We start from the raw sequence: 13,244 nt of genomic DNA on the forward strand, positions 1-13,244 counted from the left end.
CGCGAAAAGACGTTGAACGCTAGCCAAGATATACGCAGGAGACGACTACTTCTATATAGCGGCGCTTTCGGCTGGAAAATGCCCCAGAAGCGACGTTGCGTTCTGGGCAAATTGCGCTAGGCATCATCCGTTTGAAATCGGGAGTTGCCCTTGGATTACCACCTAGACGAACTTGGTTTTCTTCAAAACCCGTGGTTCCATGATGGTGGGCTGACGGGCATCACGGTCGAGGACGATGTCGTGAAATTAGGTCTGAAGATGGTCGATGGACAGCAGTTCTCATTGACGCTCAGCGACACGGTGGCGTTTGTCGCGACTGACTTTCAGTTGGGCAACATTATATTCGACATACGCCTCTCCAAATGTACCGATATTACCCAAGATCGACTTTCAGCCTTGTACCCGTCCCCTCATCAATCAGCAGCCGAACGCTTCCACGATGCATACGGCAAAGCAATCGATGAAAAGCGCGCGGAAATCCTCATTGGCAAACTGACCCTCTTTGAACTGACCAGCAGCTACGGTTGCGAAATCGTTGCCCTATGCAGAGAGGTATCGGTGTCTCGCTGAGCCGTCTAACCGCAAAGGAGACTATTGTGGACGGCTATATTGCTGCGGCCAGCCCTGGAAAAGCGCAAAAGAGCTTGACCTCATCCCGCCGATTAGAGAAGCGCCGCCGGCGCCGCAGGTCAACATCAGCTATAGAACATAGTGCTTTGCCTTGGCACAATGTGGTAGGTCCGCCAGCTAGCCAAGCGAATAGCAAGCCTGGAGCGACTAGTTCCTGAGCCTGCGAAGTACCCCCTGCGAAGCGGCGAAATTTGCCCTCCTTGTCCTCGAACCATGCGTCCAACGCACAGTACGGGATCGCGCGGTTGGTGTTTCAGTTCGATAAACAGCGTGTGCCTGAGTAATGATGTCCTCATCAGACAGATCACCCTGGCTGGGGGTGCAAAGGTCCGTTTGATGCAGCTTCGTGGATCGTTGGTGCGCACACTACTATAGTCTCCCGCTTCTGAGTTGTCGTTGATGATCGCTGGATGCTTCGGCGCCTGCATCTTGGCTCGCACCATATCACCGAAGCTCAGCCGGGGGTCTTTGATGCCGGACCAGCGAGCGGGCAATATCGATGATATCGTCCCGCGAGGCCGTTGGATCTTTCATATTCCAGGCAACCCCCATGCCAATCTTGAAATCCACCCCCCTCACCTTTCGAAGCTCGAAATTGCGGTTGGGAAATCTCTCGTCCATTGCGGTGCAAAGCCAATGCCAAGGCCTGCTGATACCAACGAGATCAGCGCGAAGGTGTCGTCGCAGCTATAGGCGATATTGCGGGCCAGATCGTGCTCGGCAAACATCTCGGCAAAGTACCGCTCTGTATAGGAGAGGTTCTGGCGCGAAAACGAGATGATCTTTTGATCGCGCAGGTCTTCGATGTCGATCTCTGCCAGATTGGCAAGACGGCTTTCCTTGGCCACAGCGAGCAGATATTCATCATTCGCCATGGAGAAGAACCGCAGGCTTCCGATGTTCTCCACGGGCCGGATGAAGCCAAGGTTGATCTGGCCGGATTCCAGGCTGCGGATGATATCGCTGGTCGAGCCGCTCTGGATCTGCAGCTGGATGTCGGGATGTTTACGAGCGATCTTCGACAGAAAGGTTGGAAGCACGCCGATGGTGGCTGGATAGATCGTGCCGATCCGGATCTTGCGCACGGTCTTGCCGGCAGCCGAACGCGTCGCTTGCGCACTCATATCGATATCGCTCAAAATCCGCACACTGCGGTTATAGAATGTCTCGCCGGCAACCGTAAGCTCTACCCGCCGTGTCGAACGGACAAACAGCTGCACGCCCAGCTCCCGCTCCAGCGCCTGGATCTGCGTCGACAGGGCCGGCTGGGCGATATGCACCCGTACTGCCGCCCTGCCGAAATGCAACTCCTCGGCAACAGCGACGAAGTAGGTGAGTTGGCGCAGTTCCATTTATCCTACATATTGTTGGTTTTGATACCAACATATCGTACATGGACCCGTGTGGTTTGTCATGAACAAATTGTGGGGATGGAGCCATTTGCTAGAAACTTACGCTTACGCGCCGCGAAACTCGGTATTTCGAATGCCGAGGTGGCTCGCCGTGCCGACCTGAGCGATCGCCGCTATGGCAATTACGTCAGTGGACGGCGGGAGCCGGACCTAGCGACGTTAATTCGTATTTCAAGAGTTTTGGGTGTCAGCGTGGACGAACTGGTAGGTTCGACAGTCGAAAAACGGACTGAAAGCAAGGAGCATCTACTTCAAGAACGCATCGAGGCTGCACTGCGAACTCTTGACCATGACGATCTTCAGAGACTTGCCATCATGGTCGAGGCACTTGCGGTTGCTCGCACCCCCCCATGAACGGCTCACGCCCGCGGCGACTCGGAAATTTGCTCGCCTTGATAGGAACGATCAACAGTTTCAGTTGGATTTCAGTAGTTTCAGCTACTTAGGTAACTCCGGGCGAGAGTATCCGTAGCGAGCAACGGAGGCGGACTGTGTAACGTACATCCACATTGGTTGCGGATGACATTCAAATAGCTGCGCACAGCATCAATCGCTTTGGCGCAACTTAGCGAGGGCATCATCTAAGAGCTAGCGCCCCATAATGAACAAGCACCGTTGCCTACCTTTTTGATCCATTCTTGCAGTGAGCGCACCAAATTCCTTTGCTTTGGGACTGGAGGGCGGGTTTGCCACAGCGAAGTCGCTCGGGGAAGATAGGAGAATAGTTTGCGCATCACCTGCGTACCTAGAAAAAAATGGCACACCAATGCATCCGGATGACTTCGCCAAACACGACTGCATCACGATGCGTTTTGTACAATATCTTGATCGTGAGTGGCCCTCTGTCGTAGACGGCGCCGTGCGAAACGTTGCAGTAAAAGGCCGTCGGGTTGCCAATGGGGGGGAACCCTGAGTTTTGAAGCATAGGTGGATCGGTTTCGTCCGGTTGTTTTCGTATGGTCAACCAGGGCGTGATCCATCTCGCGGCCAATCAATCATTCTGGGGAAACCGCTGCTAACCGCACCGAAGCGGTGTCGCTCCAAAGAAGTTGTACTTGTACAACAACAGCTTCCCGAATCCGGATGCTGTTGGTTAATCTGTCGTTAACGAAAAAGACTTTGCCACGCCGGATAGAATCGGGCCTAATGAGATCAGCGCATTTTATGCGCTAATCAAATAATAAGCGCGGATTGAGTCGGGGCCAATATGTTGAACATCGCAGGCAATAAAAATGGTGAGAGCCTGCGCTCTCTGATCGCCTCTGATGCCGAAGAATTGTCGCGCCAGTTGCAGGCGCACCAACAGCGCACATTCCCGCCCACAGCGCAAAAGAATATTCGCCAGTTCACACCGGCAGAGGCTGCCGATTTCATTGGTATCCACCAGGGATATTTGCGTCAGATCGTGGCGGACGGCCATGGGCCTGAGCCCTTGGCCAATGGCCGCCGTCAATATTCGGTGCAGGATATCGAAAACCTCCGTTATCTTCTCGACGAAGGCGGGAAGGGGCCTCGCAAATATGTCCGTCATCGGCGCGAGGGTGAAAAGCTCCAGGTCATCTCCGTGATGAACTTCAAGGGCGGTTCGGGAAAGACCACGACATCGGCGCATCTTGCACAGTTTCTCGCTTTGCGCGGCTACCGGGTTCTTGCCATCGATCTCGATCCGCAGGCATCGCTCTCGGCGCTGTTTGGGCATCAGCCGGAATTCGACGTCGGCGAAAATGAAACGCTTTACGGTGCGATCCGTTATGATGGCGCCAGGCGGGACGTGACGGACATCGTACGGGCGACCTATACGCCCAATCTCCATATCATTCCGGGAAATCTGGAATTGATGGAGTTCGAGCATGAAACCCCCAAGGCTCTGGCCGGCCGGCATCAATCGGATTCGATGTTCTTTGCCCGTATCGGCGAATGCCTCGCCGAGATCGAAAGCGCCTACGACATTGTGGTGATCGATTGCCCGCCGCAATTGGGCTTCTTGACGCTCTCAGCGCTCTGCGCGGCGACGGCAGTTCTCATCACTGTGCATCCGCAGATGCTGGACGTGATGTCGATGAGCCAGTTCCTTCATATGACCGGGGATCTGCTGTCGGTCGTCGAAGAAGCCGGCGGTTCGATGGACTATGATTGGATGCGCTATCTCGTGACGCGGTATGAGCCGAACGACGGTCCGCAATCGCAGATGTCAGGCTTCATGCGCTCGATTTTCGGAAACCGGGTTCTGGAAAATTCGATGGTCAAATCGACGGCGATTTCCGATGCTGGGCTGACCAAGCAGACGCTTTATGAAGTGGACAGGAACCAGTTCACCAGAGGTACCTATGACCGGGCGCTCGAATCCCTCACGGCCGTGAACACGGAAATAGAGGATCTGATCAAGCGAACATGGGGAAGGAAGTAACACGTGGCGCGCAAGAATGTTTTTAACCTGATCGAATCCGATGTGAGCCCGCAGGTGGACAATGAGCCTGCGTTTGCCAATTCGCGGCCGCTTGCTGGTTTTGAAAAGCCGTTGAAACGGGCAAGTCCCGTTGGCGCCATATCCCAGTCGCTGGGTGGCGTGCATGAGAAGGCACAACGTGTCGATGCGCTGGAGAAGCAGCTTGCTCAGGGGCAGGCGATCGTCGAGCTCGACACGGCGGTACTCGACAGTTCGTTTGTTGTCGATCGGCTCGGCGTGAGTTCGCAAGACCAGGCGCTTCTGGTTTCTCAGATTCGCGAACATGGGCAGCAGGTGCCTATCCTTGTACGTCCGCACCCGGAGAGGGAAGGGCGCTTTCAGGTTGCCTATGGTCACCGCCGCCTGGCCGCCATCAAGACGATCGGCGGCCCCATCCGCGCCGTCATTCGCGATCTCACTGACGAACAGCTCGTTGTCAGCCAGGGGCAGGAAAACAACGCGCGGACAGACCTGACATTTATCGAACGCGCCTTCTTTGCCTCACGCCTGGAAGGACGCAATTTCAGCCGCGATGTCATCATGTCCGCTTTGGGTGTCGATAAGGCTGCCCTGTCGCGCATGATCGCGCTGGTAAACCGGCTGCCTGCCGAACTTATCGAGGCAATTGGTGCCGCCCCCGGCTTTGGCCGGACGCGCTGGGCCGAGCTTGCCGATCTGATCGAAGACGAGAGCCGGAGGCAGCGAGCGCTCGAATCACTTCGCGCCGCAGGTTTTGACAGCCTGACGTCAGACGCGCGCTTCCAGGCGGTCTACGACCGGTTGCGAGAGAGCAGGGACAAGGCGCGAAGCGCGTTTTGGAGTGCCGGTACCGGCCGCAAGGCGGTGAGAATATCCGAGACGGGCGACGCGTTGAAACTGGTGTTCGACAAGACGGTCGAGCCGGATTTTGGCGCCTATGTGGAAGGGAAGCTTTCCGCGCTTTACGGCGATTTCGTGCAATCGAAAGAGACAACAGGAACAGGAGACTGAATCGCAAAAGAAAAAGGCCCCCAAACGTTTCCGTCGTGGAAGCCCCTCTCATAAGTTTCGCAGCTAGAGAATCACATTTCCACGAATCATAGTCAAGAGTCTTTGGCATCGTTTTGGTGAGCAAATTTCTTTTGCCTTTTACAAGGTGAAGAAAATGCAGGTTGGAAGTGTGACGACGCCCTTTGGGCGGCGGCCGATGACACTTGCCATGGTGGCAAATCAAGTTTTGGCCCAAGAGATCGAGCCGGAAAAGTCGGTCGACAAGTGGAAACTCTATCGCAGTTTGTGCGAGGCACGTTCGCGCCTTCAGATAACCGACCGTGCTTTGGCGGTTATGAACGCTCTCTTGAGCTTTTATCCGAAGAATGAGCTGTCGGTGGACAACGGCCTCGTCGTCTTTCCCTCGAATGCGCAGCTATCATTGCGTGCCCATGGAATGGCGGAGCAGACGTTGCGCCGGCATCTTGCGGTGCTTGTCGAGACGGGGCTTCTGTCGCGCAAGGACAGTGCCAACGGCAAGCGCTATGCGCGCCGTGACCGGGCGGGCTCGATCGACGAGGCCTTCGGCTTCTCCCTAGCACCGCTTCTGGCACGAGCCGATGATATCGAACGGCTGGCAGACGAGGTTGTTGCTGAGCGCCTGCATACGCAGCGCCTGCGCGAGCGATTGACCATCTGCAGCCGCGACCTATCAAAGCTCATCGAAACGGCGCTGGAGGAGGGGATTGCGGGCGATTGGACAGGCACGCATCTGCATTATAGCGCTCTTTTAGGCGCGCTCCCGCGCAAGCCAGGGGCGATTGAGCTGACGGTAGCGCTGGGCGAAATCGAGGCATTGCGCGACGAGGTGGCCAACCGATTGGAAACACAGATTAATCAGCAAAAAACAAGCGGCAATGCCCCCCAAAATGAGCGCCACATACAGAATTCAAATCCCGACTGTATTCCTGAATCTGAACCTGCTCTCGAAAAGAAGCAGGAGGAAAATTCCGTGACCGGGCGGCACGGTGGGAATGACCGGGTCAAGGCGTTCCCACTCAACATGGTGCTGTCGGCATGCCCGGATATCACCATGTACGGGCCGGGCGGCGGTATTTCCAGCTGGCGTGACCTGATGGCTGCCGCGGAGGTGGTGCGCTCGATGTTGGGCGTCAGTCCCAGCGCCTATCATCAGGCTTGCGAAATTCTCGGTCCTGAAAATGCGGCGGCCGTGATGGCTTGCATCCTAGAGCGGGGCGGCCAGATCAATTCTGCCGGTGGATATCTCCGCGATCTGACTCGCAGAGCCGAAAAGGGCGAGTTTTCCCTCGGGCCAATGTTGATGGCGCTGATGCGGGCCAATGCGCCGGGGGACCGGAAAGCCGGGTAGGGCAGGGGGCCTTGTCCAGCCCGCAGAGCCCTGTTTGCAGTCTAGGCTGGCCTTCGCAACCGGGACGCCTGATCGTCAATCGGGGGAAGCGCGTGAAAATCTTCCGGGGGCGCGGGCCGGCCGACATGAAAGCCTTGAACATGATCGATGCGAAATTCGCGCATGAGCTCCAGCTGTTCGTCGGTTTCGACACCTTCAACGAGGATTTTGTGGCCGCGATTGCGCACCAGCCCGATAATATCCTGCAGCATGGCCTTACCCCTTGCGGTGCTGCTGTCGTGCAGGAAGGAACGATCAATCTTGACGGTATCGAAATCGATAAGACGCAGCCAGGAGAGACCGGCAAAACCCGTTCCGAAATCATCGAGCCAGATCCGGATACCCAGCATCTTCAGATCGCTGATGCAGTGCAGGATGTCGGAATTCATCTCCATTTCGATGCCCTCGGTGATCTCGAAGGCAAGCCTGCCGCCGGCAACGCCGGTATCGCCAAGGATGGCAGCCACGGATGTGGCAAAACCGGGGGTCTTCAGCTGGATTGGCGACACGTTGACGCTGACGACACGGACATGATTGTCGATCAGGAGATCGGCACAGACTTTGCGGATTGCCCAATATCCAAGGTTCAAGATGGCGCCGGTTCGCTCTGCGATCGGGATGAAGAGAACGGGAGAAACGGCGGTTCCATCCAGCATCTTCAAACGCATCAGAGCCTCGACCGCCTCGAGGCGGCCGGTGGAAACGTTGCGGATCGGTTGATAGACCAGCGATACGAGGTTCTGACCGGTGGCGATTTTCAGGAGGGCCGCAATATTTTCGCTCTCATCGCTGCTTTGCGGATCATTGGGGTCGAACAGCTTCGCGCAGTTGCGTCCGCTTGCCTTGGCGGCATACAGGGCGCGATCGGCCTCGTGGATGATCTTTTCAAGTTTCGTGCCGGCCTGGCTCCGGGTGAACGCAGCCCCAACGCTGACCGTGACGATCGACATGCCATCGCGGCGCTGCTGGTGCACCAGGCCCATGCTTTCCACGGTCTGGCAGATGTTTTCCGCCAGATCGGCAACCTCTTCCAGAGTGTCCACGCGCGCAAGCACGACGAACTCTTCACCGCCATAACGGCCGATCGAGCCATTGTAGCGCTTTATCGAATCCGCAAGGGCATCGGCCACCAGAATAAGGCATCGATCACCTTCCTGATGGCCGTAGCAATCGTTGTATTTTTTGAAGAAATCGACATCGATGAGGATGGCCGCAAAACTGGTGCCATATCTCTGCCAGTCGCTCCAGTAGTCCCTGAGCCGTTGATCGATGGCGCGGCGGTTTTCAAGTCCGGTCAGCGGGTCGGTATTTGATAACCGGAGCAGTGCATCGCCGCGCTCCGACGCCTCTTTTTGCTGAAGCTTCGCCTCGAAAGCATTCAGAAACACCTTGTAGCGCTCCCTGTTCAGTTTCCAGTTCACATAGGAGGTGAAAACGAAGCAGGAGATGCAAAATGTTCCGAATGCAAGCTTGTAGGAGTGGTCGATCAGCGGAAAAGACTGCAACGCAGCCAGGAAAATGAACAGGATAATGGCTGAGGCAATCAGGGACAGGCGGAACTGGAAGCTGAAAAACAGATTGACGCTCATCATGAAGATTGCGCCGAACACCATGTAATAGGAGATGCTGACGGTATCGGCCGTCATCAACGACGGGTAGAGCCAACCGGCATAGGCAACAACCAGGCTGGCGGCGCAGGTTGTGTCAATCACATCCGCACTGGCATTCCAGCGAACCTCGGCTTCCAACAGGAAGAAGGCAATGGTCCCGATGACGAAACGGGATGCAACCACATATTCTGCGACGTCCGGAACGAGAAGAACGTCGGTGATCGAAAACAGCAGGTAGACGGCGATCGCGATCCACATGCCGTGACGCGTATCCTGGCGGCGGATGTTCTGGCCTTCCTCCTTGTAGAGCGTGCGAAGCTCCGCCGATGCCGGCCGTAACGGCTCAGCATTGAGGTCGATCTCCACTACATCGGCCAGCGTGTGCTTCATGCACGTTCCATGGGGTTGCGTCGCATCCTTCCACCCTTGAACTGAAATTCCGGCTGCGACCATAACCCGCGATATTTGCACGCGCAGGAAAGCGAGGCAGCCCATCAAGAAAAGACAGCACTTTTCGGCACAGTAGGCGACGTACATTAAGTTTTCCTGAATTTGCCGTAGGTTAGCAGGCTCGGGCGATCAAACCAACTGTTACGCGAGCACGTTAACCATGACATGCGGTTACGTGCAATTTTGATTGGCACTGCACGCGTTTTTCTCCATAGTGTTAACGATCCGTTAACGCATGAGGCTCGAGTGACCCAATTTAAGATTGCCTTTGATGGCGAAAGCCTGATCACCCCTGCGGCCATAACCACAGAACTTTCATCCTCCAAAACCGATCTTCACTATGAGCAACTTGCAACCGGCCGCGTGGAAGTCGCGCTGGCGCTGAAGATTGCGCAGCAGCAGATCACCGATGAGCAGAGCCCCGCGCTGATCATCCATCGCCTGATCGGCACGCTTCATGAAACGCGGCGCAAATATCATCACAATGTCTGGCAGGAACTGATCCCGATCGTGCAGAACCATCCGGTCGCCGATTTCTTCCATGAGGATCCCTTCACGCGCTGGTCGTTCATGAAGCCGCGTGGTTATTCCGGCGATGCGCAGTTGATCGACTTCATCTACGGCCATCCAAGCGTTTCGGGGGAAATCGCCAAGGCTTCGCCGCTCGGCAAGGAACTCTACGGTTACACCAGCCAGTCGCCATCTCCGGTTGCAGTGCGCGAACGGCGCGATCTTCTGACACGCTATGTCGATGAAATCGCGACGGAAAAAGGTCCGGATACGGAAATTCTGACTGTCGCGGCCGGCCATTTGCGCGAGGCTGACAATTCTGTTGCTCTGCGCGAAAAGCGGATCAAGCGTTGGGTGGCCCTCGATCAGGACCCGCTCAGCGTCGGCTCGATGGTCCGCGACTTCAACGGCACCTGCGTCGAGGCGATCGACGGCTCCGTTCGCGGCCTTTTGACAAAATCACACACACTTGGCAAGTTCGACTTCATTTATGCGGCAGGTCTCTACGATTATCTCGCCGACAAGGTGGCGATCAAGTTGACGCAGACCTGCCTGGATATGTTGAAGCCAAACGGCGTGTTTCTGTTCGCCAATTTCTCGCGCGACGTCGATGATGACGGCTATATGGAAACCTTCATGAACTGGGCATTGCTGCTGCGTTCAGAGGCGGAAATGTGGAACATCGTCAACGCCAGTGCTGACCGCAACGCGGTTGAGGCGCGTGTCGAATTCGGTGAAAACCGCCATATCGTCTACGGTATTATCCGCAAACACGGCTGAGACTTGAGAGGGGCGGCCAGGCCGCCCCGATCCATCAACCCTTGAACAGATATTGCTCGATGGATGCCTGTTTCATCTCGATGGAGAAGCCGGCGGCCTGGGGCGGCATATAGGCGGCGTCCTGAATGATGCAGGGCTCCAGGAAATGTTCGTGCAAGTGGTCGACATATTCGATCACCCGGCCATCCTTGGTGCCGGATACCGCGACATAGTCGATCATCGACAGGTGCTGCACATATTCGCAAAGGCCGACGCCGCCGGCATGCGGCCAGACCGGCAGGTCATATTTTGCGGCAATCAGCAGCACGGCCAGCACCTCGTTCAGCCCACCCATGCGGCATGAATCGATCTGCACGATGTCGATCGCGCCCTCGGCGATGAACTGTTTGAACATGATGCGGTTCTGGCACATTTCGCCGGTCGCAACCTTCACGGCGCCGATGCCTGCTCGGATCTTGCGGTGTCCGGCAACATCGTCGGGGCTGGTCGGTTCTTCGATGAAGAATGGCTTGGCAAAGGCGAGCTTGTTCACCCATTCGATGGCTTCGTTGACTTCCCAGACCTGGTTGGCGTCGATCATCAGGTAACGATCCGGGCCGATGACCTCGCGGGCGATACGCAGGCGGCGGATGTCGTCATCGAGATCACGGCCGACCTTCATCTTGATATGGTTGAAGCCGGCATCGATCGCTTCCTGGCAGAGGCGGCGCAGTTTGTCATCGTCATAGCCGAGCCAGCCCGCGGATGTCGTGTAGCAGGCATAGCCTTCCGCCTCGAGCGTTGCGATACGCTCGGCCTTACCGGCTTCGGCGCGCTTGAGAATGGCGACCGCTTCGTCGCGTGTAAGCACGTCGGTGAGGTAGCGGTAATCGACGATATCGGCGATCTCTTCGGCCGGCATGTCGGCGACCAAGCGCCAGACGGGCTTGCCGGCCTGTTTGGCAAGCAAATCCCAGACGGCATTGACGACGGCGCCGGTGGCAAGATGCATGGCGCCCTTGTCGGGGCCGATCCAGCGCAGCTGGCTGTCGCCGGTCAGATGCCGCCAGAACTTTCCGGGATGCGCGAGGATATCGCCAAGTTCGGCGCCGATGACCAGATGTTTCATGGCATTGATCGCCGCGCAGCAGATTTCATTGCCGCGGCCGATCGTAAACGTCAGCCCGTGGCCCGAAAGGCCGTCCGTATCGGTATCGAGAGTGACGTAGGCCGCCGAGTAATCCGGATCGGGGTTCATCGCGTCCGAACCATCCAGGCTCAGCGAGGTGGGGAAGCGCAGGTCAAAGACGCGAAGATCGGTGATGCGGGTCATGGGTTTGCTCCGGAATGGATGGCGGCGTCGGTCGTGAATGGGAGCTGGCCGGTGCGAGCGATCCCGCACCGGCCAAGGCTCTAGATATCTGCCCGTGTGGTTTGCTTCTGGCTTCCGAGACCTTCGATGCCGAGTTCGACGACATCACCGGCTTTCAGATAACGTGGCGGCTTCATGCCCATCCCGACGCCGGGCGGCGTCCCTGTCGAAATGATGTCGCCGGGATGCAGCGACATGAACTGGCTGAGATAGGACACGAGGAAGGCCGCCCCGTAGACCATGGTCTTCGTCGTGCCGTTCTGCACCGTCTCGCCATTGACCTTCAGCCAGAGCCCGAGATTCTGCGGATCGGCAACCTCGTCCTTCGTCACCAGCCAGGGGCCGATCGGGCCGAATGTGTCGCAGGATTTGCCCTTGGTCCACTGGCCCGAGCGCTCGATCTGGAAGGCGCGTTCGGAAACGTCGTGCACGGTGCAATAGCCGGCTACATAATCGAGGGCGTCTGCCTCGGACACATATTTGGCCGTCTTGCCGATGACCACGCCCAGTTCGACTTCCCAATCGGTCTTTTCCGAACCGCGCGGGATGACGAGGTCATCGTTCGGGCCGACGATCGCCGAGGTCGCCTTCATGAAGATCACGGGTTCCGGCGGAACGGCCATGCCGGATTCGGCGGCATGGTCGGCATAGTTGAGACCGATGCAGATGAATTTCCCGGTTCCGGCAACGCAAGGTCCAATGCGCGGCGTGCCCTCGACCAGCGGCAGGGTCGATAGATCGAGATTTGCCAGTGTGGCCAATGTGGCCGGGTCGATATCCTTGCCACCGATATCGGCGACATGGCCAGACAGGTCACGGATCGCGCCATCGGCGTCGAGAATGGCCGGCTTTTCGGCGCCGGGTGTACCATAGCGAAGAAGTTTCATAAGGGTGTTCCTGTTTTAGGGCGTTAGATCGTCCAGCCGCCGTCGATGGCGTAGGCCTGGCCGGTTGTATAGGTGGCGCCGGCGAGATAGACCGCGAGGCCGGCGATCTCTTCCGGCGTGCCCAGCCGGCCCATCGGCTGGCGGGCGATGAAGGCGGCGCGGGCGGTATCGTAGTCGCCCTGCGAGCGCATGCGTTCCTGCAGCGACGGGCTTTCGACCGTGCCAGGGCAAATGGCATTGCAGCGGATGCCCTGCGCGACATAATCGGCAGCTATGGCCTTGGTCAGGCCGATGACGGCTGCCTTGGTGACGCCATAGGCAAAGCGGTTGGGCACGCCCTTGATGCTGGAGGCGACCGACGACATGTTGACGATCGAGCCGTCGCCACGCGCCAGCATGCCGGGAAGGACGGCGCGGATGGTGCGGATCATCGCCTTGACATTGAGGTCGAACGCGAATTCGAGATCGCTATCCTTCATCTCCAGAACCGAGCCGCCATGAACGACGCCGGCGCAGTTGAACAGAACGTCGATATCGCCGATTTCGGCGACCAGCTTTGAGACCGCATCGGCTTCCAGCACATTGAGAATGTGGGTGGTAACACCCGGCTCATTGCCGAGCTTAGCAAGCGCCTCGGCATTGATGTCGGTGGCATGGACGGTGGCACCCGCACGGGCGAAGGCGAGGGCCGAGGCCTGGCCGATGCCTTGGGCTGCAGCGGTGATCAGGACTTTCTTGCCGGTCAGATTGGCGGTCATGTCATTAGCCTC

At 57.3% G+C, this 13,244-nt stretch carries 10 protein-coding genes and 1 pseudogene; 6 read left to right on the forward strand and 5 right to left on the reverse strand.

The genetic code is table 11. The features are described from left to right. Nucleotides 1–150 precede the first annotated feature (150 nt). Nucleotides 151–570, forward strand: a complete 420-nt coding sequence (locus ASD32_RS06020) for a hypothetical protein (protein WP_156383076.1) — start codon at nt 151–153, stop codon at nt 568–570. A gap of 504 nt (nt 571–1,074) precedes the next feature. On the opposite strand, the pseudogene ASD32_RS06025 reads toward ASD32_RS06020, so the two are convergent. Next, nucleotides 1,075–1,982 (reverse strand): annotated as a pseudogene (locus ASD32_RS06025) (LysR family transcriptional regulator). Here ASD32_RS06025 and ASD32_RS06030 point away from each other — a divergent pair. From ASD32_RS06030 to repC, 4 genes are all read left to right on the forward strand, one after another. Then, the gene (locus ASD32_RS06030) at nt 1,968–2,396 is read left to right on the forward strand and encodes a helix-turn-helix transcriptional regulator (protein WP_348270735.1); all 429 of its coding nucleotides are present in this window, start codon (nt 1,968–1,970) and stop codon (nt 2,394–2,396) included. The pseudogene ASD32_RS06025 and the gene ASD32_RS06030 sit on opposite strands and share 15 nt — an antisense overlap. A gap of 853 nt (nt 2,397–3,249) precedes the next feature. Further along, nucleotides 3,250–4,449, forward strand: a complete 1,200-nt coding sequence (repA, locus tag ASD32_RS06035; RefSeq protein WP_060637119.1) for a plasmid partitioning protein RepA — start codon at nt 3,250–3,252, stop codon at nt 4,447–4,449. Between the two features lie 3 nt (nt 4,450–4,452). Continuing rightward, the gene (repB, locus tag ASD32_RS06040; RefSeq protein ID WP_060637120.1) at nt 4,453–5,478 is read left to right on the forward strand and encodes a plasmid partitioning protein RepB; all 1,026 of its coding nucleotides are present in this window, start codon (nt 4,453–4,455) and stop codon (nt 5,476–5,478) included. Between the two features lie 154 nt (nt 5,479–5,632). Next, nucleotides 5,633–6,847 (forward strand): plasmid replication protein RepC, encoded by a 1,215-nt coding sequence (gene repC, locus ASD32_RS06045; protein WP_060637121.1) that lies wholly within the window; start codon nt 5,633–5,635, stop codon nt 6,845–6,847. Nucleotides 6,848–6,888: 41 nt separating this feature from the next. Here the strand turns inward: repC and ASD32_RS06050 are convergent, their stop codons facing one another. Then, nucleotides 6,889–8,886 (reverse strand): EAL domain-containing protein, encoded by a 1,998-nt coding sequence (locus ASD32_RS06050; protein ID WP_060637122.1) that lies wholly within the window; start codon nt 8,884–8,886, stop codon nt 6,889–6,891. Between the two features lie 306 nt (nt 8,887–9,192). On the opposite strand from ASD32_RS06050, the gene ASD32_RS06055 reads away from it, so the two are divergent. Continuing rightward, nucleotides 9,193–10,236, forward strand: a complete 1,044-nt coding sequence (locus ASD32_RS06055) for a class I SAM-dependent methyltransferase (RefSeq protein ID WP_060637123.1) — start codon at nt 9,193–9,195, stop codon at nt 10,234–10,236. A gap of 34 nt (nt 10,237–10,270) precedes the next feature. Here the strand turns inward: ASD32_RS06055 and ASD32_RS06060 are convergent, their stop codons facing one another. The 3 genes from ASD32_RS06060 to ASD32_RS06070 form a co-directional block, all read right to left on the reverse strand. Next, the gene (locus ASD32_RS06060) at nt 10,271–11,548 is read right to left on the reverse strand and encodes an L-fuconate dehydratase (RefSeq protein ID WP_060637124.1); all 1,278 of its coding nucleotides are present in this window, start codon (nt 11,546–11,548) and stop codon (nt 10,271–10,273) included. A gap of 80 nt (nt 11,549–11,628) precedes the next feature. Further along, nucleotides 11,629–12,474 (reverse strand): fumarylacetoacetate hydrolase family protein, encoded by an 846-nt coding sequence (locus ASD32_RS06065; RefSeq protein ID WP_060637125.1) that lies wholly within the window; start codon nt 12,472–12,474, stop codon nt 11,629–11,631. A gap of 23 nt (nt 12,475–12,497) precedes the next feature. Next, a complete protein-coding gene (locus ASD32_RS06070; protein WP_060637126.1) occupies nt 12,498–13,232 on the reverse strand; it encodes an SDR family oxidoreductase in 735 nt (244 codons plus the stop codon). Nucleotides 13,233–13,244: the final 12 nt, after the last annotated feature.

This window comes from Rhizobium sp. Root483D2 (assembly GCF_001426685.1).
GTDB classification, from domain to species: domain Bacteria; phylum Pseudomonadota; class Alphaproteobacteria; order Rhizobiales; family Rhizobiaceae; genus Pararhizobium; species Pararhizobium qamdonense.